The sequence below is a fragment of the Streptomyces sp. P9(2023) genome (genome assembly GCF_032436795.1).
Classification (GTDB): domain Bacteria; phylum Actinomycetota; class Actinomycetes; order Streptomycetales; family Streptomycetaceae; genus Streptomyces.
Genome location: NZ_JAUPWM010000006.1, coordinates 205,367 through 227,783 on the forward strand (window position 1 = coordinate 205,367; position 22,417 = coordinate 227,783).

Genomic DNA, 22,417 nt, shown 5'->3' on the forward strand with positions numbered 1-22,417 from the left:
GCACCCGGATGGGCGACAGCGATCCGCGGCTGGAGCCGGGCGAGGCGCTCGCGGCGACCCGCGTCGGCTGTTTCGCCTGGCATCCGGCCACCGGCCGCCTGTCCCTGGACGACGTGGGCCGGGCGGTGTTCGGGCTGCTCCCGGCGGAGTTCTCGGGTCTCGCGGCCGATCTGCGGACCCGGATCCGGGGAGCGGACTGGGCGCTGCTCTCGGGGCTCTCGGCGGATGTCCTGGCCGGCCGCCGGAACGCGTACAGCGCCTATTTCCGGGTCGTGCTCCACGACGGCCGGGACCGCTGGACGCACGCCCGGGGCAGCGTGGTCCGTGAGCGTCCGGGCGGGTCGGTCCGGGTGGTGGGGGTGGTACGGGACGCGACGCTGGATCTGGCGCACACCGCGTTGCGACTGCCGGGCGAGGAGCAGCAGGATCCGCTGCGCGCCCTGGGTGAGGGCGCGCTCGCGCTGGCCCGGGCGATGAGCGTCCGCGAGGTCGCCGGGGTGCTCGGCGCCGAGGTGAGTCTGCGGCCGCTCGGGGCGAAGGCGATGTCGCTGGGCGTGCTGGAGCAGGGGCGTCTGCAGATGGTCCGTACGGTGCTCTCCCCCGGTGCGACCGATTTCCCGCGGCGGTCGCGGCTCGCGGACTCCTGGCCGCTCAACGACGTCGTTCGGACGAGCAGCCCGCTCTACTTCACCTCCGTCCACGCCTTCATGGACCGTTATCCGAAGCTGGCGCCCTACCGGCACGGCTTCGGCGCCACCGCCGCCGCGTTCCTGCCGCTGCTCGACGAGGGGCAGCCGCTCGGGGCGATCGGCGTGTTCTACGACGACCGGTCCGTCTTCTCGCACGCGGACCACACCCTGATGACCGGCTGGGCGAAGGCGGTCGCCCGGGCGGTGCACCGGGTGCTGCCGCTCGACCGGTCGCGGGAGATCGCCGCGGCCCTGCAGAACGCCATGCTGCCCCGCCGGATCCCCCGGACGCCCGGCGGCCGGGTCGCGGTGCGGTACCGGACCGCCCGGAAGGGGGTACGGGTCGGCGGCGACTGGTACGACGCGGTGGTGCTGCCCGACGGTGGCCTGGGGCTTGCGATCGGTGATGTGCAGGGGCACGACACCGAGGCAGCGGCGCTCATGGGGCAGGTGCGGGTCGCCATGTCGGCGTACGCGGCGGAGGGCCACGGGTGCGACAGCGTGCTCGGGAAGGCCTCGGCGTTCCTCGCCGGGCTGGACGCCGACCGGTTCGCGACCTGCCAGTACCTGCGGGTCGCGCTCACCACCGGCGAGGTCCACGCGGCGAACGCGGGCCATCCGCCGCCCCTGCTGCGCCACGCCGACGGCACGGTCGAGCTCTTCCGGCTCGCGGGCGGCCCGCCGCTGGGCCTGCCGGCCGAATGGGGGCTGGCCCGCTATCCGTACATGAGCGCCCGGCTCGCGCCGGCAGAGACGCTGCTGCTCTACTCCGACGGGCTGGTCGAGAAGCCGGGCGAGGACTTCGACGTCGGGCTCGCGCGGCTCGCGGCCGCCTTCTCGGACGGCCCACCCGACCTGGAGGAGCTGGCCGACCACCTGCTCGACACGCTCACCGGCGGCCCGCACGCGGAGGACGACGCGGCGCTCCTTATGGTGCGCAGGGACGACTCCGGGCCGGTCGGCTAGCGTCGAGGCAGGCCGGGCCGGTCGTACCACCGCCGTATTGGTTCAGGTCCGAACCAATCCTTGGCCAACTGCATACTGCCCCCTCGGAAGTTCATCCAAGACTTACCTCACGGATGTATACCTTTGAGCTCGGCTCCCCCATCCTTGTCCACCGTGCGCCATTGGGGCACTCCGTGACACGAGAGGCGGGGCATTGACTCCCATCAGCCGCAGGGGATTCGTCGGGATCGGGGCAGGGCTCGCGGCGGGCGCGGCGCTGCCCACGGGTACGGCGTCGGCCGCCGCCTCGGCCGCGACCGGCACCATCACCGACGTCAAGCACGTCGTGGTCCTCATGCAGGAGAACCGCAGCTTCGACCACTACTTCGGCAAGCTGCGCGGCGTGCGCGGCTTCGGCGACCGGGCGGCGGGCAACATCCCCGGCGGCTGGGGCATGTTCAACCAGCCCAACTGGGGCGGCCGTCAGTACCCGTGGAAGCTGAGCGCCACCCCGCCGGCGGGCGGTGTCGACGGCGAGACCCTCGCCCAGTGCAACGGCGACCTGCCGCACAGCTGGACCTCGCAGCACGCGGCCTGGAACAAGGGCCGGATGGACAACTGGGTCACGGGCGTCGGCAACACCCGCACCCTGGGCCACCTCGACCGCGGCGACATACCGTTCCACTACGCCCTCGCCGACAACTACACGGTCTGCGACGCGTACTTCTGCTCGGCGCTCAGCGCCACCGGCCCCAACCGCACGTTTCTGTGGAGCGGGAAGATCGACGCGTCCAGCAAGGACGGCGGCGACGAGTCGGGGCTCACCTGGGAGACGTACGCCGAGGCGCTCCAGCGGGCCGGCGTGAGCTGGAAGGTCTACCAGAACGCCCAGGACAACTACGGCGACAACGGCCTCGCGTACTTCAAGAAGTTCACCGACGCGCGGCCGGGCGACCCGCTGCACGACCGGGGCATGGGGTCGGTGCCGAAGGTCACCGGTTCCACGCCGGACGACATCGCCGCCGCGATCCGCGCGGACGTCGTCGCCGGGACGCTGCCGCAGGTCTCCTGGGTGGTGGCGAGCGAGGCGTTCTCCGAGCACCCCTACGCACCGCCCGGCGACGGCGCGCACTTCGTCGACCTGGTCTACCGCGCGCTGGCCGCGAACCCCGAGGTCTTCGACTCGACCGTACTGTTCCTCAACTACGACGAGAACGACGGGTTCTTCGACCACGTGCCGCCGCCGGTCGCCCCGCCCGGCACCCCCGGCGAGTACCTCGACGGCGTGCCGATCGGCCTCGGGTTCCGCGTCCCCATGCTCGTCATGTCGCCCTGGACGCGCGGTGGCTGGGTCAGCTCCGAAACCTTCGACCACACCTCGGTGCTGCGCTTCATGGAGACCTGGACGGCCGCCCTCGGCAAGCCCGCGACCTGCCCGAACATCAGCGCCTGGCGGCGGAAGGTCACCGGTGACCTGACGGGCGTCTTCGACTTCGCGCGCCCGGTGTACGGCGTCCCCTCGGGTCTCCCCTCCACGGCCAAGGTCATCGGGCAGTCGACCTGCGGCCCGCTGCCCAACCCCGTGCCGCAGGACAACGCCCTGCCCGCGCAGGAGTCCGGCACGCGCCCGGCGCGAGCCCTGCCGTACCAGGTCAACGGAAACCTCGACCGGTTCGAGTTCGGCGCGGCGGGGAAGATCCTCGCCTGGTTCTCGATGACGAACCAGGGCGCGCAGGCGAAGCGGGCGGCACACTTCACGATCCACCCGCACCAGCACCGGGACACGGCGGCCTGGCAGTACACGGTCGACCCGGGCGCGACGTCCACGGACTACTTCAACATCGGACTCGGGTCCGGGTCGGGCAAGTACGACATCTCGATGATGGGCCCCAACCGCTTCCTGCGGCGCTTCATCGGCGACGCGTCCAAGGCGGGGAAGGCGATCGAGGTCGCGGCGCGGTTCGCGACGGAGCCGGGCACCGGGAAGACGGCGATCTTCTTCAAGCTGACCAACACCTCGGCCGGCCCCGTGACCTTCACGATCCGCTCGAACGCCTACCGCACGGACGGGCCGTGGACGTACACGGTGCCGGCGAACTCCTCGCGCGAGGACTTCTTCAACGCCGTGGCGTACAGCAACGGCTGGTACGACTTCACGATCATGGCCGACATCGACGGCACGTGGTCGCGCCGCTACACGGGCCACATCGAGACGGGTGCCGCGAGCATCACGGGCTGACGCGCACACATCCACCGTTCCGACCAAAAGGGACACAAAGGGTTTTTATCCCCCCTTGTGTCCCTTTTCCCAACTCGGCGGAATTTCCCCTCATGTCCGATATGAAATGGCGGGTGAGGCGAATCACGCCGGTGCCCGCGATGACCTTTCCGCGTGCTTCGTTCCCTTGCCCGGCAAGGAAGTTCGGTGCGGCGCGCGCGGCCCGGAACCACCTTCGGAATGACCCGTTCATTCGGCGTCTTGTTTCAGTCGACATTTCTCGCCTACGGTCACCTCCACCCGGACGGAACGCCGAATCCTGCCACCGTCCGAAAACACCGCTCATTCACCCGATGGCAGGAGCGGGGGACCCACCTATTCGCCGGTCCGGATTTCCGGAACGGCTCGGGGTGAAGTCGCCGACATGCGACCGGGCATCTCCAGCCCGAACCCGACAGCTCACCCCGCAGGCGCCGGAGAGGACTGCATCATGCCCGCACACGGTAAGCACCGGCGCCCCAAGCGACGTCCCCTGACCCGCGGTATCGCCCTGGCAAGCACGGGTGGGGCCGCACTGGCCCTCCCCCTCGTCGCCACGGCCACCGCGCATGCCGCGCCCAGCGCCGCCCCCGGGATCGCGCCGGTCGAGAAGACCGTTCTCAGCGCCCCGGCGAAGATCGCGGAATCAATTCCGGCCGCGCGGAATTCCGCCCCGACGACCTATACCGTCACCCGCGGCGATTCCCTTTCGGTGATCGCACAGGAGCAGAGCGTGCGGGGCGGCTGGAAGGCGCTGTACCAGGCGAATCGCAAGGCGGTGGGTGACAACCCGTCACTTATCCACCCCGGTCTGGAACTGACGCTTCGCGGCAAGGCCGCCACCGCCCCGAAGAAGCCGGCGGCGCAGCCGAAGTCCAAGGCCCGTACGACGAGTACGAAGCGCGCCGACCGCTCGGAGCAGCGGACCGCCCCCGCCAAGGCGGCCCCCGCGAAGGCTCCCGCGCAGTCCACCCAGTCCACCCAGGTGGCCGCCAAGAGCTACACCAACGACCTCGACGGCTGGATCCGCGAGTCGCTGGACGTCATGCAGAAGTACGGCATCCCCGGTTCGTACGAGGGCATCCAGCGCAACATCATGCGCGAGTCCTCCGGCAACCCGCAGGCCATCAACAACTGGGACTCCAACGCCGCCAAGGGCACCCCGTCCAAGGGCCTGCTCCAGGTGATCGAGCCGACGTTCCTCGCCTACCACGTGCCCGGTACCTCGATGGACCTGTACGACCCGGTCGCCAACATCACGGCCGCCTGCAACTACGCGGCGGACCGGTACGGCTCCATCGACAACGTCAACGGCCCGTACTGACAGCCGGCAGGCCCGTACCGACAGCCGGAAGCGGTCGGGCCTGACGGCTAGAAGTGGTCGGTGAACCAGCCGGCCGCCAGTTCGCCGACCTGTTCCAGGGTGCCGGGCTCCTCGAAGAGGTGTCCGGCACCTGGCACGACGACGAGCCGGTTCTCGCAGCTGAGCTGTCGCTGGGCCGCCTCGTTCAGCTCCTGCACGAGCGGGTCGTGGCCTCCCACGATCAGCAGCGTGGGGGCCCGGACCTGGCCGAGGCGCGGGCCCGCGAGGTCCGGCCGGCCGCCGCGGGAGACCACGGCGGCCACTGCGGACAGCGGGTCGGCCGCGGCCCACAGGGCGGCCGCGGCACCGGTGCTGGCGCCGAAGTAGCCGGTCCGCAGTGCGTCGAGGCCGGGCCGGCCGCCCAGCCAGCGGGTGGCGCGGGCCAGCCGGTCGGCGAGGAGTTCGGTGTCGAAGACGTTGGCGCGGTCGGCCGCCTCCTCCTCGGTGAGCAGGTCGAAGAGGAGCGTGCCGAGACCGGCCCGGTTCAGGCTCTCCGCCACGGCCCGGTTGCGGGGGCTGTGCCGGCTGCTGCCGCTGCCGTGGGCGAAGACCACGATCCCCGGCGCGCCCTCGGGCACCACCAGCCGGCCCGCGACCTCCACCTCCCCCACCGGCATCAGCACCTCAGGGTCCTGGTCGCCCGCGCCGGGCCCGGCGTGGTGGCGCTCCAGACAGGCGACGACCTCCTCGTCCGGCGTCTGCGAGAAGTCCTCGTAGAACTGGCCGATCGCGTAGAAGAACTCCGGCTCGTGGACGCTGATGGTCTCGTCCGCCTCCCTGCCGATCCGCTCCGGCCAGTCGCTCGGGGCGACCGGCACCGCGAGGACGATCCGCGCGGCCCCCTGGGCGCGGACGACCCGGCAGGCCGCCACGGCGGTGGCGCCCGTCGCCAGGCCGTCGTCGACGACCACGACGGTCCGGCCGTCGAGCCGGGCCGCCGGCCGGGGGCCCCGGTAGCTCCGGGCCCGCTGCCCGAGCACCGTCCGCTCACGCGCCTCCACGCCTGCCAGGTCTCCGGAAGAGACCCGGGCGTCGGCCAGGACGTGTTCGTTGAGTACGCGTACGCCGCCCTCGCCGATGGCGCCCATGGCCAGTTCCGGCTGGTAGGGCACCCCGAGTTTGCGGACGAGACAGACGTCCAGGGGAGCCCCGAGGGCGTCGGCGACCTGTTCGGCGACCGGCACGCCGCCGCGGGGAAGTCCGAGGACCACGACGTCACGGCCCTTGAGGTGCTCCAGGCGGGCGGCGAGCTGCCGTCCGGCGTCCGTGCGATCGGTGAAGTACATGTCCCGCTCGTCTCCCTGGTCCTGAGCGTGTACCCGGTCCTGGGCGTGTCCCGGGTCCCGGGTGTGCGCGCGGGCGGCTGGTGCGCCGCCGCCGTCCGTCAGACGGGGCGGGCGACGAGGGTTCCGTCCTCGTCGAGGTCGACCCGCGTGCCGTAGGGCCGGCTGGTCCGGCCGAGTACGTCGTGGAGCCAGCGCGCGTCGCGGCCGGGTGCGTACTCCAGCCGCATGCGCCGGGCCCGCAGGGGAATGATGCGTACCTCCTGGAGTCCGCCGTCGTCGGGGCGCACCGACGCGAGGTACAGCAGCCGCAGGTCGTCGCGGTACTGCTCGTAGCCGGTGATGCCCTCGTAGTCGTTGATCAGGTCGCCGCAGCCGTACAGGACGAGCTTTCCCCGGTACACCTCCAGCGGCCGGGCGTGGTGCGAGGAGTGGCCGTGCACCAGGTCCGCGCCGGCGTCGATCAGCGCGTGGGCGTAGTCGACGTCGGGGCGGGAGAGCGCGTACCCCCAGTTCGAGCCCCAGTGGAGCGAGACCAGGACGAGGTCGCCGGGGCGTTTGGTGTCCCGGATCCGGTCGAGGAGGAGGCGGGCCGCGGTGGCGCCTGGCCCGGCGGCGAAGTGGACGCCGCCGTGCCGCGCGGTGGCGGCCCAGGCCCGCGGGATGCCGCTGGAGGCCATGCCGAGGGCGTACGCGACAAGGCGCCCGCCACCGGGCAGGTCGACGGTCGCGGGCCGGGCCGCCGCCTCGGCGTCCTCGCCCGCGCCGACCGTGCGCACCCCGTGCTTGGCGAGCAGGGCGAGGGTGTCGTCGAGCCCGGCGTGGCCGTGGTCGAGGACGTGGTTGTTGGCCAGGACGCACACGTCGGGGCGGACGGCGGTCAGGCTCGGCAGGTTCTCCGGGTGCATCCGGTAGTGGACGGCCTTGCCGGGGGCGAACGCGTCGCTCGTGGTGACGGCCGTCTCCAGGTTCACGACGCGGATGTCCGGGGCGGCGGCGTCCAGGGCGCCGAGCGCGACGCCCCAGGGGTAGGCGAAGTCCACCCGGTGCGGAATCGGACCGCTGACCGCCTCGGCGAGCGCCACATAGGACCGTGCATCATGCACGTACCGTTCGCGCAGGGCGGGGTCGCCGGGATGCGGGAGGATCTGGTCGACCCCGCGGCCGAGCATCACGTCGCCGCAGAGGAACAGTCGGACCTGGTCACTGCCCATGTACCCAGGGTAGACGCGGAGCGCTCGGCGGGCCGGTGGGGATCATGTCTTCGGGGTCGGGGCCACGGGCGGGTCCACCGTCAGGGCCTCGTAGCCGGGCAGGGAGCCGTTGTGGCCGATCCAGCCGTCGACGAGATGGTGCGAAGGCGGTGGCCGCCGACGCGGGGAGGGCGAGTGCGCCGGTGACGGCGACCCCCACGCAGACCGGGCGCCGGCGCGCCGGGTGACGCGCGTACGAGTTCCTGATGGCAGGCCTCCTGCCGGCCGAGGGCGACGCTCCTCCCCCAGGCGAGGCCCGCCCGACGGGCCCCGCATCGGGAAGGGGAGCGTCGCCCTCGGCCCGGGTTCCGCCTCGACCGCCTCCTCGACGCGCCTCAGAAGTTGCCGTAGTTGACCTGCCAGGTCGGCAGGCCCATGCGGCGCCAGAGGGCGACGACCCGGTCGCGGTCGTCCAGCGACACACGGACCGCGTAGCGGTGCCGGATGTGCGCGTCGAAGAGCTCGGCCTTGACGATGTCGTCGCCCCGGCCGTCGTCCGAACCCCTCATCCACAGCTCGTCGTACGGCACTTCGTGGCGGGCGAGCCACGCCTCGGTGAGCGCGCGGTGGTCCTCGCTGCGTCCGGACAGCAGCACGATGGTGTCGTTCTCGGCGCTGCGGAAGGCCCGCAGCGCACGCGCCACGGAGACGTTCAGCAGGTCGAGGTCGCAGCGCGTGAAGTCGTACGGGCCCCGGTCGCCGCGCAGCGCGAGCGTGCCGTCGATGTCGCACAGCACGGCCGAAGGGAGCGTCGGATCGGGGACGTACGGCGCGGCGGTGGGAGCCGCGCCCAGCCACTCGGCGGTCAGCCGCCAACCACCGCGGACCGCCTTGGCGTGCTTGTCGGCGAGGATACGGATGATCTCCTCGCCGACGGACCGCTCGCGCGCCGCGTCACGCCGTACGCACTCCTCGACCGGTACGTCGGTGAAGTCGTGCACCACGAACCGGGCGTCGAGGCCGACGACGGCCGCCTTCAGTCGCTTGGGGATGTGCGGGGTGAGGTGGGTGTTGTCCACGACGACGTCGAAGCCGCCCTCGACGGCGGAGCGGACGGCCGCGTCCTGGATGTCGAGGACGGTCCGCTCGTGCGCGTGCGAGCGGCCGCGCTCCGGGGCCGGGACGTCCATCATGGTGCGCAGGTCGTCCAGGTTGACGCGGCGCATCCGGCCCTCGGCCTCCGCCTGCAGCGTGCGGGCGGCCGTGGTCTTCCCCGAGGCGGGGAGCCCCGTCATGACGTGTACTTCGGGCACGGCTCAGTTCTCCAGGTCGGTGGTGTAGGGGTCGGTCGCCTCGGGCCTGATGGCGCGCCAGACGAAGAGGTCGGTCGAACGCCCGTCGAGGCGCAGGAACATGGCGGACCGTACATCGGGGTCGACCGGCAGCGCCTTGACCGCGCGGGCGAAGGCGCCCCGGTCGCCTGCCAGGTGGGCGAGGGACGCGTAGGCCTTGTCGATGGCGCGCTCACGCTCCGCAGCCTCGTCCTCCAGGCGCGCGACGACTCCGCGTACCCAGGCGTCGAACTCGTCCGGCACCTGCTCCAGGAGCGCGTCCAGCGGCCGGCCGCCGGTCGATGTGACGCCGCCGAGTTCGGCGACCGAGCAGCCCAGGCCCTGGGCGAGGCGCTTCACGGCCGTGCCGGCGAACCGCTGGATGCCGTGGCTGCGCCAGATGTCCCGCTCGGTGACACCGGTGAGCACCTTGTGGAGGCGTACGTACTCGCTCAGCTTCGCCTTCGCGCGCACCCCGGAGGCGTAGCGCAGCACGAAGCCCTCGGCGTCGGTGCCGGTGGCGCGGTCTCCGCCGGGCAGGGTGTTCGACTCGGTCAGGGCGAGCAGTTCGTCGAGCGGCATGGCGGGCCAGGTCCGTACGACGGAACCGATCGCGGTCCAGTCGACGGCGGCCTCGGCGAGCGGGATCTCGGTGCCGTCCGGCCCGAAGGCGGCGAGCAGGACGAGGTCCCGGCGGTCACCGTAGTCCACGACGATACGGTTCTGCGGGTACACGATCTCGGCGAGGTAGGTCACGCCGGGCGTCAGGGCTCCGGTGTCCCGGCCGTCGAGCCGGCGCTGCGCCCAGGTCGCCTGCGCGCTGATGAAGGACCCCTTGGACGCGACCTGCCAGCGGCCCGCGTAGTGGAAGACCACCGCGAGGCTGCCGTCGACCTTGTCGTAGACCTCGAACGGCTCGTCGGGCAGCGCGGGCGCGTAGGGCTGACCGCTCTCGTGCTCACCGACGTTGAAGAACTTCGGCAGCGGCAGCGCGACGATCGTGCCGGTCGCGTCGTCGGCGACGAGCCCACGGCAGCGCGTGGTCACCTGGTTCCAGATCCGCTCGTACTGGCACGCCCGCGTGTACGTGTAGATGGACAGCGGCAGTTGGGGGTGTGCCTTGCGGGTGACGTGCCCGGCGTCGATGGCCGCGGCCAGCTCCTGTGCGGGCAGCAGTTCCTGGAGAGTCAGGTGTGCCTGGCTCATGGTTCCTCCTGGTCGGTGGTGACTCATTGTCACCTGCGGAGGCGTCGAACCGACAATGGATTTCCGGCGACGCGCGGGCGGCCGGCGGGCGGGCGGCGGCCGGGCAGGAGACGGGCGGCGGGTCGTCCGATCGGATGACCCCGAGGTCCACCGGTCGGTGCTGCACGGAGATCCACAGGGCCTACCGGCTCGGGACCAAGGTCGGCCCACCATGGTGGGGAGAGCGGACCGACTGCCTCCGCCACACCGGGAAGGGACGCGTCCGTGCCGCTGACCGCCGTGCGAAGGAGAACCGCCATGGATCCGAACGACCAGCTGCTGCTCACGGCAGCCGACCGGGGGGACACTTCGGCGATCCGTGCCGCGCTCGACACCGGCGCGCACGTCGACTGCCGGGACGCGGAGCTGCGCAGTCCGCTGCTGCTGGCCGCGCGGGCGGACCGGGTCGACGCCGCGGCCCTCCTGGTCGAGGCGGGCGCCGACCCCGACGCGCGGGACAGCCGGGCGGACACCCCGTGGCTGGTGACCGGCGTGACGGGCAGCGTGGGGATGATGCGCGTGCTGCTCCCGGCCGGCCCCGACCTGACCCTCACCAACCGCTTCGGCGGGACCTCGCTCATCCCCGCCGCCGAACGCGGCCATGTCGCGTACGTACGGGCCGTCCTGCGGGAGACGGACGTGGACGTACACCACGTCAACCGGCTCGGCTGGACCGCTCTGTTGGAGGCGGTCATCCTCGGCGACGGCGGCCGGGCGCACGAGGAGATCGTGGAGCTGCTGATCACCGCCGGCGCGGACCCGCTGCTCGCGGACCACGACGGAACCACTCCACTGGAACACGCCCGACGCCGCGGCTTCGCCGGCATCGCCGGACTCCTCGCGGCCGCCTCGGCCCGTGCCGGAGACGAGACCTCCCGATGAGCCGCGCACGAACCACGAACGCAGGGACCGGGGCCGGCGCCCACGCGAACGCACCTGCTCGGGCCGGCGCACCCGCGAACGTACGGGCGGGGACGGGGACGGGGACTCGGATACGAGGGACCGTACGACCCGAGCGACGCGTACGACCCCAGCGACGCGCGCGCGTGCTCGTGCCGCTCGCCGCGCTCGCCGCCGTCCTCGTCGGCTGCGCGCCCGACGGGGGCGCCGACGCGGCACCCCGGGAGGCCTCCGCCACCGCGTCCTCCCCCGCACCCCCGCCGGCGTCGGCTCCCACGCCGACCCCGGACGGCACCCTGCTCGTCGCCGACTTCGGCTCCGACACGGTCACCTTCGTCGACCCGCGGCGCGGCGCGACCGGTTCCGTCGAGGTCGGTACGGCGCCGTACGGCCTGGCCGTCGGCGATGACGGGCGGGCCTGGGTGGCCACCGCCGAGGGCGTCGCGGTGGTCGACACCCGTACCCGCGCGCGGCTCGCCCTCATCCCGTACGAGACGGAGAGCGGACCTGTCACGACCGGCGAGTACCGGGGCGGCGGCATGGGCATCGCGCTCTCCCCCGACGGCCGCCGGGCGTACGTCGGCGTCAACGTGCCGGGCGGGAACGGGACCGTCGAGGTCATCGACACGACGAGCCGTGAGGTCACGGCGACGGTCGACGTCGGGCGGCGTCCGTTCGACGTCGACGTGGCGCGGGACGGCTCCGAGGTGTACGTGACGGACCACGACTCCTTCGACGTGACCGTCGTCCGCGCGGACACCCTCGACCCGCGTCGCATCGAGGTCGCCCCATACGGCACCGAGGGCGGTCTGGGCTCGTGGCTCAAGCCGCACTACGCGGTCGTACGGCCATCGGACGGCCGGCTGCTGCTGCCGTTCGAGGGCGAGCGGCTCGTGGTGGTCGACCCGAGGACCGGCCGCTCGGAGATCGCCCCGATGACGGCGAACACCCACCAGCACGGGGCCACGATCACGCCCGACGGCACACTGCTCGTCGTCGGCACGGGTCCGATCGACCCCTCCGAGGACGCGGGCCCCTCGCTGACCGTCCGCGCGCCGGACGGCACCGAACGGGTCCACCCGCTGGACGGTCCGCACGAGGACGTCACCGTGTCGAAGGACGGCCGCACCGCGTACGTCACCGGCGGCTTCACCCGCGACGGCTACTGGGACGGCATCACCGTCGTCGACCTCACGACGGGCGAGACACACCGCCTGGCGGCCGGCGAACGCCCCCTCGGCATCGCGGTCCTATAGCCGGACCGGGCCGTCCGGCGTGTGGTACTTCACCTGTCACAACGCACCCTTCCCCTCGGCGAGGAGAGCCCCGTGGTCCCGAAGCCTTCGTCCGTCGCCACCGTCTTCCGCGACGTGCGCCCCCGGGGCGGTCCGCCGGCCGACCTGATCGCGGTGGACGGGGTACTCGTAGCGGCGGACGCCGTCCCCGAGGGCACGGTCGTGGAGTACGTGGACGGGGCCTGCCGTCTTGCCCTGCCGACGTTGTCGACGCGCACCTCCATCGGCTGGCCTCGGACGGCGGCGCGGACCTCATGGGCCTGCCGCGCGCCGATCTCCGCCGGTTCGCCGGCCGACTTCATGCTGGTGGACGGCGAGTGCGTGGCTCAGGTCGTGGTCGACCAGCCGCGCCGCGAGCTGGTGGTCCGGGCGGGCCGCGTGGTCGCGGAGGACGGCCGCCTGCGCTGAACCGGAACTGGATCGCGCCCGGCCGCGTCCCCTCCCCCGAAGGGGGTCATGTGGAGGCCACGGAGAAGAAGAAGCGCGGGCTGCTCACGGCGATCGTCGTGGCCGTCGTCGGCGGACTGCTGCTGGTCCACCAGTGGCTGCCCGGCCTGCCCGGACACCCGATGAGCCTGGTCGAAACGTTTCTGCCCTGGCTCGGTCTCGCCGTGCCCCTCGGCCTGATCGTCGCCGCCGTGCGCCGCTCGGCCGTCACCGCCCTCGCCTGTCTGACCCTCGCCGCCGTCTGGGTGGGGGTGTTCCGCGAGCCCCTCTGGTCGCCCGACACCCCCCGGACGTACGACCTGACGGTCGTCCAGCACAACGTCAGCGACGAGAACACCAGCCCGTCCCGCGTCGCGCGGATCCTCCTCGGCCCCGACCCCGACGTCATCGCCCTCCAGGAGCTGACGCCGTCGAGCCTGCCCGCCTACCGGATCGCCCTCGACCCCACGCACCCGTACCGGGCGACCGTGGGGACGGTCGGGCTGTGGTCGAAGCACCCGCTGGCGGACATCGCGCGCGTCGACATCAAGCCCGCGGAGGTCGACGCGGGCTGGGACCGGGGCCTGCGGGCCGTCGTACGCTCCCCGCGCGGCGATGTGACGACGTACGTGGCCCATCTCCCCTCGGTCCGCGTGCGGGCCACCCAGGGGTACGCGACCGGCTGGCGTGACGAGAGCGCCGCCCGTCTCGGGCGCGCCCTCGCGGCCGACCGGTCCACGGCGGTACTCGTCCTCGGCGACCTCAACGGCACCGTCGACGACCGGGGCCTGGCCCCCGTGCTGTCCCAGGTGCGTGGCGACCGCGACGACTTCGCCTTCTCCTGGCCCGTGACCCTGCCGCTCGCCCGCATCGACCACGTCCTGGCGCGCGGCGAGGCCGAGGTCGGCGACACCTGGACGCTGCCCGACACCGGCAGCGACCATCTGCCGGTGGCCGCCCGCGTACGGCGCTGACGGCCGGCGGCCGTGAGGTCGGCGGCCGTGAAGGCTGCCGTGGGTCGTCATCCGGTCGGTCGCCCACGGTTGGCCCGCACGCCCAGGGGTCGGGAGGCTGGTGGGGTGGCGTGGCACCCGTACCGCTCCACTCCGGTGACCCACCCCGCGAGGAGACGGCCGATGACCACGTCCGCGTACCGCTACGACGATCTGCGCGCCATCTACGTCAACTGCACCCTCAAGCGCTCCCCCGAGGAGAGCAACACCGAGGGGCTGATCGACCGCAGCCGGGCCGTGATGGAGGGTCAGGGCGTGACGACCTCGCTGCTGCGGGCCGTCGACCACGACATCGCGACCGGGGTGTGGCCGGACATGACCGAGCACGGCTGGGCGTCGGACGCCTGGCCGGAGGTGTACGAGCAGATCATGGCCGCCGACATCCTCGTGCTGTGCGGTCCGATCTGGCTCGGCGACAACAGCTCGGTGATGAAGCGGGTGATCGAGCGGCTGTACGCCTGCTCCAGCCTGCTCAACAGCGAGGGCCAGTACGCCTATTACGGCCGGGCCGGCGGCTGTCTGATCACCGGCAACGAGGACGGCGTCAAGCACTGCGCGATGAACGTGCTCTACAGCCTCCAGCACCTGGGTTACGCGATCCCGCCGCAGGCGGACGCGGGCTGGGTCGGTGCGGCCGGGCCCGGGCCGTCGTACCTGGAGCCGGGCTCGGGCGGGCCTGAGAACGACTTCACCAACCGCAACACCTCGTTCATGGCCTGGAACCTGATGCATCTGGCGGCGATGGTCAAGCGGGCCGGCGGGATCCCGGCGCACGGCAACCAGCGCGCCGCCTGGGACGCGGGCTGCCGCGAGGACTACTCGAACCCCGAGCACCGCTAGCACGCCCCGGCGCCACACGAGAAGCCCTAGAAGAGCAGGCGCAGCGCCACGTCCCGGTAGTGGCGGATGTGGTGGAGCGAGCACTCCGCCGCCGCGTCGGCGTCGGCCGCGGCGATCGCCTCGTACAGGACCCGGTGTTCGTCCCAGAGCGAGCCGGGGTCGTCGATCTGCTGGAAGAGCCAGCGCAGCCGGCCCTCCAGTGATTCCAGGGTCGTGGCGAGCAGCTCGTTGTGCGAGAGTTCCACGATGTGGTGGTGGAAGGCCGTGTTGGCGCGCGAGACGCGTTCCGCCCGGCCCGAGTCCGTCGCCTGCCGCGCCTCCTCCAACAGCTCGCACAGTTCGTCGAGTTGAGCGTCCGTGCGGCGTTCGGCGGCGCGGCGGACGGCGAGCACCTCCAGGGCCTCGCGCATGTCGAAGAGGTTCTCGACGTCCTGGCGTGACAGCTGCTTGACGACGATCCGGCGCGGCGAGAGCGCCTGCAGGAACCCCTCCCCCATCAGGATCCGGATGGCCTCGCGCACCGGTACGCGGGAGACCCCGAACTCCTCGGCGACATCGCGCTCGACCAGCCGGTCGCCGGGCTTGAGCCGGCCGGTGATGATGCGGTCCCGCAGCCCTTCGCAGACCTGGTCGCGGAGCCATCCGCCGCCGTTCGCCGGCGTGGTCGCGCCGGCCGCCTGGGTCCCGGTCATGTGTCCTCCCCGTATCGAAGTCATCACGGTATACCAAATGCTTGACGACTCCCGGGGGCGCCCTCATTCTTTGGTATACCAAAACGCGGAGGCGGTGGTTCCCTCCGTGTTTCACCCTGTCCGATGCGTGAATCGAGGGTTTGCCCATGAGTACCCCATCGGTCGGCGAGGCGGCCGAGGCAACCGCCGCCCCCGCCCACGGAAGACGCCCCAGCCGGGTGCGCTGGAAGATGTTCGTCCTGCTGCTGGGCGTCGTCGCGCTCAACTACATCGACCGCGGCTCCGTCTCCGTCGCACTGCCACTGATCACCGAGGACCTCGGGCTCTCCAAGGAGACGACCGGCTTCGTCCTGAGCGCGTTCTTCTGGACGTACGCGCTGATGCAGATCCCGAGCGGCTGGCTGGCCGACCGCTTCGGCCCCCGCAAGATGGTGTCGGGCGCGTGCATCGGCTGGGGCGTCGCCCAGTCCGTCACCGCCGCGGCGACCGGCGCGGGCTCGCTGCTCGGCTACCGCCTGCTGCTCGGCGCCGTCGAGGCGCCGGTCATGCCGGCCGGCGGCAAGCTCAACGCCCAGTGGCTGCCCGCGAAGGAGCGCGGCCGGGGTGCCGTGCTGCTCGACGGCGGAGCCCCGCTCGGCGCGGCGCTCGGCGGTGTCCTCATCTCCGCGCTGATCGCCTGGACGGGCAGCTGGCGGCTCAGCTTCGTCATCGCGGGCCTCCTCACCGTCGCCGTCGGTCTGTACGCCGCCTGGTACATCCGCGACACCCCGCGCGAGCATCCCGGGGTCGACGAGGCGGAGGCCGCGTACATCGAGCGGGCGCACGCGGAGGAGGACGCGGCCGGTCCGGCCGTCGAGCGCACCGGTCTGCGCCCGTACCTGCGGCACCGCGCCTTCTGGGCCATGTGCCTGGGCTGGATGGGCTTCAACGGCGTCTTCTACGGACTGCTCACCTGGGGCCCGCTCTATCTCTCCGAGACCAAGGGCTTCGACATCAAGACCATCGGCTGGTCGACGCTGGTCATCTTCGGCGCGGGCTTCGTCGGCGAGCTCACCGGCGGCTGGCTCTCCGACCGCTGGAAGGCGGCGGGCGCGGGGGCGAACAAGGTCATGCGCACGATGATGGGCGTCGCCGGCACGGCCGTCGTCGCCGGGCTCCTGGGTGTGGTGCTCGTACCGGACGCGGCGACCGCCGTCACGCTGCTCTCCGTCGTCATGTTCTTCCTGCGCTGGGCCGGCCTGTACTGGTCGCTGCCCTCCATCCTGGCCGGCCGGGCCAACGCCGGAGTCGTCGGCGGCGCGATGAACCTCTCGGGCAACATCGCCGGAATCGTCACCCCGATCGCGGTCGGCTACATCGTCGGCGGCACCGGTTCGTACACCTGGGCGCTGCTCTACTTCGTCGGCGCCGGCGTGCTGTTCACGCTCTCCTCCCTCGTCCTCGACTACAGCAGAAGGCTCTCCGTCCGATGACGCGTATCGGCATGCTCACCCCGTCCTCCAACACCTGTCTTGAGCCGGTGACCTACCGCCTGCTGACAGAAGAACGGGACGTCACCGCGCACTTCGCCCGGGTCCCCGTCACCCGCATCGCCCTCGACGGCGGCTCCGACGCCCAGTTCGACCCGGCGCCGATGGTCGCCGCCGCCCGGCAGCTCGCCGACGCGGCTGTGGACGTCCTGGTGTGGAACGGCACGTCCGGCTCGTGGCTCGGCGTCGAGCGCGACCGCACGCTCTGTGCCGCTCTCACCGAGGCGACCGGCATCCCCGCCACCACGTCCACCCTCGCCCTGCTCGGCGCCTGCGCCGCCTACGGCGTGACCCGGCTCGGGCTCGCCGTCCCGTACACGGCGGACGTCGCCGAGCGGATCGTGACGACGTACGCCGCCGAGGGCCTGGAGTGCGTGCTCGCCGAACCGTTCGGCGTCAGCGACAACGAGGCGTTCGCCCGGATCCCGGAGGCCGAGGTCGCCCGCCAGATCGAGGAGGCCGCCGCCGGCTCCGTCCACGCGGTCGCCGTCGTCTGCACCAACGTGTACGGGGCGGGGGCGGCGGCCGGGCTCGAAGAGGCCCTCGGCGTCCCGGTCTTCGACAGCGTCGCCGCCACGCTCTGGCAGGCGCTCGACCTCGCCGGGGCCCACCCGGCCCTCGGCGCACACGGCGACCTCCTGCGCTCCGGAAGCCTGCGCGCCCGCTTCCAGCAGGTCCTCGCCGAACTGCGCGAGGCCGTCGGCGCGGACCGCACGACGCTCCGGCTCGACCTGCCCGCGCACGGCCTGCACGTGGATCTCACGGCGGCCGAGGCCCTCGGCCCGGGCGTCCGGTCGATCCGCCGCGACGCCTCGCTGGACCAGCGCCGGCTGAACACCGTCGAGTGGCTGGAGCGCCACCGGGTCCCCCTCGTCCAGCCCCGCTTCGCCGCCGACCCGCATCCGCCGCAGGCCCTGATCGACGTCTACGGAGTCCACGCCCAGCTCCTCTCGCCGGTCGTCCGCGACGCGGAGATGACGGGCTGGATCTCCGCCCACAGCCTCGCCGAGCGGGACTGGAGCGCCGCCGACCAGGCCGTCATGGCCACCGCGGTCGACCGTGTGCACCACCTTCTCGACACGTACGGAAAGGCCCCTGCCGCATGACCACCAAGGACATCAAGATCGCGCTCGGCGTCGACGTGGACGCCGTCGCCGGCTGGCTCGGCAGCTACGGCGGCGAGGACTCGCCCAACGACATCCAGCGCGGTGTCTTCGCCGGCGAGGTCGGCACCCCGCGGCTCCTGAAGCTCTTCGAGCGGTACGGGATACGCACCAGCTGGTTCATCCCCGGCCACTCGATCGAGACCTTCCCCGAGCAGACCCGGATGGTCGTGGAGGCGGGCCACGAGGTCGGCGCGCACGGCTACTCCCACGAGAACCCGATCGCGATGAGCCCCCAGCAGGAGGAGGACGTGCTCGCCCGCTCGGTCGAGCTCATCGAGGAGTACACCGGCCGCAGGCCGCGCGGCTATGTGGCGCCGTGGTGGGAGATGTCGCCGCACACGGCGGCTCTGCTGCACACGTACGGCTTCTCCTACGACCACAGCCAGAACTACCGGGACTTCACCCCGTTCTACGCCCGGGTCGGCGACAGCTGGACGAAGATCGACTACACGAAGGAGGCCAAGGACTGGATGCGGCCGCTGGTCCACGGCCACGAGGTGGACCTGGTCGAGTTCTGCGGCAACTGGTACGTCGACGACCTGCCGCCGATGATGTTCAACAAGCACTCCCACAACAGCCACGGGTACGTCAGCCCGCGCGCCCTGGAGCAGGACTGGCGCGACCAGTTCGACTGGGTGCACCGCGAGCTGGAGTACGCCGTCGTGCCGGTCACGCTCCACCCGGACGTGAGCGGCCGCCCGCAGGTGCTGCTGATGCTGGAGCGCTTCATCGAGTACGTGTCGGGCCACGAGGGCGTCAGCTTCTGCACCCTGGAGGACGCTGCCGACGACTTCCGGCGCCGGTTCCCCTTCGACGGCGCCGAACGCCCCGCCGACATGCGCTGACGGCAGCATCTGACCGTGCGCTGCCCGTGTGCGGACCGTGCGCGGACTCCCCCTCAGGAGTCCGCGCACGGGGCAGTTTTGGATTGTCGGACGATCATCCCTACGATCCGCCCCATGATCACGAGAAAACGGCTGTCGACCGGGGCGTGCGCGCTGCTCGCCGTCCTGGCCGTCGGGCTGTTCCCGAGCGGCGCCGCCGCCGACGAACCCGCGGCGAAGGAATCCCCCAAGGTCGAGCTTGTGCTCGACGTCAGCGGCTCGATGCGCGCCCGCGACATCGACGGCCAGTCCCGGATGGCCGCCGCCAAGCAGGCCTTCAACGAGGTCCTCGACGCGGTGCCCGAGAAGGTGGAGCTCGGCATACGCACCCTCGGCGCCGACTACCCCGGCGACGACCGCAAGAAGGGCTGCAAGGACACCCGGCAGCTCTACCCGGTCGGCCCGCTCGACCGCACCGAGGCCAAGACCGCCGTCGCCACCCTCGCCCCCACCGGCTGGACCCCGATCGGGCCCGCCCTGCTCGGCGCGGCGGAGGACCTCAAGGGCGACGACAAGGCCCCCCGCCGCATCGTGCTCATCACGGACGGCGAGGACACCTGCGCCCCGCTCGACCCCTGCGAGGTGGCGCGTGACATCGCCGCCCGGGGCATCCACCTGACCATCGACACCCTCGGCCTCGTCCCGAACGCCAAGATCCGCCAGCAGCTCACCTGCATCGCGGAGGCGACCGGCGGCACGTACACCTCGGTCCGGCGCACCGAGGAACTCTCCAAGCGTGTACGGCAGTTGGTGGACCGCGCGGCCGACCCGGTCGTCACCCCGGTGGCCACCGAGGGCGCCGAGCGCTGCGCCTCCGCCCCGGTGCTCAAGCCCGGTCTGTACACCGACCGCGAGACCTTCGGGCAGCACCGCTGGTACAAGGTGGACGTGCTCCCCGGCCAGGAGCTGCGCGCCTCCGTGAGCGTCTCCGCCGACCGTGCCGTGAACAACGACTACGGCGTGCTGCTGCGGGCCGTGACCGTACGGGGCCGGGAGATCGTCCGAGGCTCCGAGGCGGGCGACGGACGGACCGACGTCATCTCGACCGGTCTGCGCTACCCCAAGCAGCGGGTGGACGGCGCCGACGCGGACAAGCCCGCGGCGGAGACCGTCTGCCTCCAGGTCAGCAACTCGTTCTCCGCGCCGCCGTCGGTGAAGACGACGCCCGGTATGCCCATCGAGCTGACCGTCGACCTGGTCGACGGTCCCGACGAGGCCTCCGACGTGGCCGCCTTCGGCCTCGGCCGGGGCTGGTGGCTGCTCGGCGTGCTCGTCCTGGCCGGTTTCGTGGGCGGTCTGCTGTGGGGCTGGGCGTCCCGCTGGCGCGTCGCCGTCTGGAGGACCAACTGATGCGTACCGTACGCGCGCTGAGCGCCGTCCTCGTGGCGGGAGCCGCCCTGTTCGGCCCGGCCGCCGCGCCGGTCCTGGCGGACTCGGCCACCCCGACCCCGAGCGGCAGCGCGAGCGCCGAGTCGACGGCGGGACCGACCGAGGCCGGCACCACCTTCCGTACCGCCGCCTTCTTCCGGCAGGGCCTGCAGGCGACCGCCGAGGCCTCCACGGGTGACTACCTGTACTGGGTGTTCCCCGCCGACACCGGGCAGCGGCCCACCGTGACCGCCTCGGTCACGCTGCCCGAGTCCACCGCCCGGCACGGCGCCTCCACCTGGCGGATCGACGTCTACGACGGTCTGCGGCGCCGCCAGCCGTGCATGTACGGAATGCAGTCCAAGGCGGCGGCGAAGGAGGCTCCGTCCGTGGAGCTGTCCTGCACCCTGCGCCCGGTCCGCCCGTGGGCCGACGCCTGGGACGACGATCCGCTGCCCGGCAGTTACTACATCCGGCTCACCGTCACCGGCCTGCCCGAGGAGGACCTCGGGCAGCCGTTCACGGCCCGGATCGGTGCCGGCTCGGCCGACAAGGGCGGAGCGTACGCGGGCGGCGGCTCGCTCGCGGCGCCGCTGGTGCCCGGTGCCACGACGGAGGACGCGACCGCGGCCGACGCCCCGTCGGCGGTCGAGGCGCGGGCGCCCGAGGACGGCTGGTCCTCGGGCTGGTGGTCCGACCGCTGGATCTGGACGGTCGCGGGCGGCGTGCTCGGCGCGCTGGCCGGCATCGGCGGCTATACGCTGACGCGTGGCTCCGGCCGCCCGTCGCGGGTCCCGCCGGCCGTCTGACGCCGAAGCGCCCCGAGCGGCCACGGGTCCCCCGGACCCGTGGCCGCTCGGCGATTTCGTCTCCCCGTAGCCTGGGCGCATGCCGGAACCGACCGCCCTGCCCGACGACGCCTCGCTGAAGGTGTACGCCGTCACCGACCCCGAACGCCTCTACTCCTTGGCGACCGAACCGCCTCGCGTGGCAGGCTCGTTGAGCGCGCCGGAGATCATGAGCCTCGCCGAACTCCTGGCGCGGCAGCGCTCCCAGGCCGCCACGGACTGGGCGGTACGGCTCGGGGAGTACGCCGCCCGGCGTACGGGCGCGCCGGGCGCGGTTCAGCTGATGGCCCATGTCGTACGGGAGTTGGTGCGGCGCCCGAGTTCGGCGACGCTCCCCCCGTACTTCGAACTGCCGCCGAAGGCGGACGACCCCGACACGGAGTTCCGCGCCTGCCTGCTTCAGGAGATGGCGCTGCGCTGGGGCCTGGACCGGGAGCCGTACACGGCGTACCAGGCGGGGCTGCGCGAGCTCGGCCATCCGCTCGCCTGGCTGCCGCTCGCCTCCTTCTACTTCGAGAGCGCCATGCGGGAGCGGGCCTGGTGGCGGGGTTCCACCCTCGGCTCCCTGAAGTCGGACGAACTGCACGCCCGCTATCCCGAGATACCGCCGACGGCCGCCGGGGCCCTGGCGGGCCGCGGCGCGCGCCGGGCACCGGACGACCGGCGCACCGAGGCCGCGATGGACCCCCTCGCCGAACTGGCGTCGTCGGCAGTGGAGTTCTTCACGATGCCGGAACCGCTCGACCCGGCCGACTTCAACTCCGCGCTGCTGACGGCGATCGGCTCGCGGTGCCTGGCCGGGCTCACCCCGGACACGCTGGCGGCCGCGCACACCACCGCGGACGACCTGGCCGGCGATCTGTGCGTCGCGGCGTTCTCGGGCGGGGTGTGGGGCGACGGCCGCCCGGGGGCGTACGTCCGGCTGTCGACCTGGCGCGCGCTGTACGCCCTGATGGACCTGGACCCGTCCGTCCCGCACACCCGGGCGGTGCGCGCGGCGGCCGAGTACCGCTGGCTCCGGCTGGCGTTGGCCCGCCGGTCCGGGAACGACTTCTTCTTCGGCGACCTGTCGGACATGGCGTTCGCCGTCCTCGACCCGACGCGCACCCGCGTCGCGATCATCGCCGCCTCGGACACGGACTGACGGCCG

Annotated in this window: 18 protein-coding genes, 1 pseudogene and 1 riboswitch; of the genes and pseudogenes, 14 read left to right on the forward strand and 5 right to left on the reverse strand. The window is 72.5% G+C overall.

Annotated elements, in window-relative coordinates:
• The first annotated feature begins 8 nt into the window (after positions 1–8).
• The 3 genes from Q5762_RS11825 to Q5762_RS11835 all read left to right on the forward strand — a co-directional run bounded on the left by Q5762_RS11825 (position 9) and on the right by Q5762_RS11835 (position 5,215).
• A complete protein-coding gene (locus Q5762_RS11825) occupies positions 9–1,655 on the forward strand; it encodes a SpoIIE family protein phosphatase (RefSeq protein ID WP_315891970.1) in 1,647 nt (548 codons plus the stop codon).
• A 193-nt stretch (positions 1,656–1,848) separates the two neighbouring features.
• The gene (locus tag Q5762_RS11830) at positions 1,849–3,873 is read left to right on the forward strand and encodes a phosphocholine-specific phospholipase C (RefSeq protein ID WP_315891971.1); all 2,025 of its coding nucleotides are present in this window, start codon (positions 1,849–1,851) and stop codon (positions 3,871–3,873) included.
• A 308-nt stretch (positions 3,874–4,181) separates the two neighbouring features.
• A riboswitch (cyclic di-AMP (ydaO/yuaA leader) is annotated at positions 4,182–4,338 on the forward strand.
• Positions 4,339–4,342: 4 nt separating this feature from the next.
• The gene (locus Q5762_RS11835; protein ID WP_315891972.1) at positions 4,343–5,215 is read left to right on the forward strand and encodes a LysM peptidoglycan-binding domain-containing protein; all 873 of its coding nucleotides are present in this window, start codon (positions 4,343–4,345) and stop codon (positions 5,213–5,215) included.
• Positions 5,216–5,262: 47 nt separating this feature from the next.
• Here the strand turns inward: Q5762_RS11835 and Q5762_RS11840 are convergent, their stop codons facing one another.
• The 4 genes from Q5762_RS11840 to Q5762_RS11855 all read right to left on the reverse strand — a co-directional run bounded on the left by Q5762_RS11840 (position 5,263) and on the right by Q5762_RS11855 (position 10,267).
• Complete coding sequence (locus Q5762_RS11840; protein WP_315891973.1) at positions 5,263–6,540, reverse strand: phosphoribosyltransferase family protein; 1,278 nt, start codon at positions 6,538–6,540, stop codon at positions 5,263–5,265.
• Between the two features lie 98 nt (positions 6,541–6,638).
• Positions 6,639–7,751, reverse strand: coding sequence for a CapA family protein (locus Q5762_RS11845; RefSeq protein ID WP_315891974.1), 1,113 nt, complete (start codon positions 7,749–7,751; stop codon positions 6,639–6,641).
• Positions 7,752–8,125: 374 nt separating this feature from the next.
• Positions 8,126–9,043 carry an AAA family ATPase gene (locus tag Q5762_RS11850; RefSeq protein ID WP_315891975.1) on the reverse strand — a complete coding sequence of 306 codons (918 nt, stop codon included), beginning with the start codon at positions 9,041–9,043 and terminating at the stop codon, positions 8,126–8,128.
• A gap of 3 nt (positions 9,044–9,046) precedes the next feature.
• Positions 9,047–10,267, reverse strand: coding sequence for an RNA ligase (locus tag Q5762_RS11855; RefSeq protein WP_315891976.1), 1,221 nt, complete (start codon positions 10,265–10,267; stop codon positions 9,047–9,049).
• A gap of 297 nt (positions 10,268–10,564) precedes the next feature.
• Between Q5762_RS11855 and Q5762_RS11860 the strand changes: the two genes are divergently transcribed.
• The 5 genes and pseudogenes from Q5762_RS11860 (at position 10,565) to Q5762_RS11880 (ending at position 14,780) form a co-directional block, all read left to right on the forward strand.
• A complete protein-coding gene (locus tag Q5762_RS11860; protein ID WP_315891977.1) occupies positions 10,565–11,188 on the forward strand; it encodes an ankyrin repeat domain-containing protein in 624 nt (207 codons plus the stop codon).
• Between the two features lie 164 nt (positions 11,189–11,352).
• Positions 11,353–12,462, forward strand: a complete 1,110-nt coding sequence (locus tag Q5762_RS11865; RefSeq protein WP_315891978.1) for a YncE family protein — start codon at positions 11,353–11,355, stop codon at positions 12,460–12,462.
• Positions 12,463–12,725: 263 nt separating this feature from the next.
• Positions 12,726–12,909 (forward strand): annotated as a pseudogene (locus Q5762_RS11870) (cytosine deaminase); the annotation flags it as partial.
• Between the two features lie 50 nt (positions 12,910–12,959).
• On the forward strand, positions 12,960–13,901 hold the full coding sequence (locus Q5762_RS11875) for an endonuclease/exonuclease/phosphatase family protein (protein ID WP_315891979.1): 942 nt from the start codon (positions 12,960–12,962) through the stop codon (positions 13,899–13,901).
• 162 nt (positions 13,902–14,063) lie between these two features.
• A complete protein-coding gene (locus Q5762_RS11880) occupies positions 14,064–14,780 on the forward strand; it encodes a flavodoxin family protein (protein ID WP_315891980.1) in 717 nt (238 codons plus the stop codon).
• A gap of 26 nt (positions 14,781–14,806) precedes the next feature.
• On the opposite strand, the gene Q5762_RS11885 is transcribed toward Q5762_RS11880, so the two are convergent.
• The gene (locus tag Q5762_RS11885) at positions 14,807–15,472 is read right to left on the reverse strand and encodes a GntR family transcriptional regulator (RefSeq protein WP_315891981.1); all 666 of its coding nucleotides are present in this window, start codon (positions 15,470–15,472) and stop codon (positions 14,807–14,809) included.
• Between the two features lie 146 nt (positions 15,473–15,618).
• Here Q5762_RS11885 and Q5762_RS11890 point away from each other — a divergent pair, with 146 nt between their 5' ends.
• From Q5762_RS11890 to Q5762_RS11915, 6 genes are all read left to right on the forward strand, one after another.
• Complete coding sequence (locus Q5762_RS11890; RefSeq protein ID WP_315891982.1) at positions 15,619–16,944, forward strand: MFS transporter; 1,326 nt, start codon at positions 15,619–15,621, stop codon at positions 16,942–16,944.
• Complete coding sequence (locus Q5762_RS11895; protein ID WP_315891983.1) at positions 16,941–18,107, forward strand: GAF domain-containing protein; 1,167 nt, start codon at positions 16,941–16,943, stop codon at positions 18,105–18,107. Before Q5762_RS11890 ends, Q5762_RS11895 begins: the two co-directional genes overlap by 4 nt.
• Complete coding sequence (locus Q5762_RS11900) at positions 18,104–19,012, forward strand: polysaccharide deacetylase (RefSeq protein ID WP_315891984.1); 909 nt, start codon at positions 18,104–18,106, stop codon at positions 19,010–19,012. The genes Q5762_RS11895 and Q5762_RS11900 overlap by 4 nt, the downstream gene beginning before the upstream one ends.
• Positions 19,013–19,126: 114 nt before the next feature.
• Positions 19,127–20,401: a VWA domain-containing protein gene (locus Q5762_RS11905; protein WP_315891985.1), complete on the forward strand. Its 1,275-nt coding sequence runs from the start codon at positions 19,127–19,129 to the stop codon at positions 20,399–20,401.
• On the forward strand, positions 20,401–21,228 hold the full coding sequence (locus Q5762_RS11910) for a hypothetical protein (protein ID WP_315891986.1): 828 nt from the start codon (positions 20,401–20,403) through the stop codon (positions 21,226–21,228). Before Q5762_RS11905 ends, Q5762_RS11910 begins: the two co-directional genes overlap by 1 nt.
• 79 nt (positions 21,229–21,307) lie before the next feature.
• Positions 21,308–22,411, forward strand: coding sequence for a DUF6183 family protein (locus Q5762_RS11915; protein ID WP_315891987.1), 1,104 nt, complete (start codon positions 21,308–21,310; stop codon positions 22,409–22,411).
• The last annotated feature ends 6 nt before the right edge of the window (positions 22,412–22,417 follow it).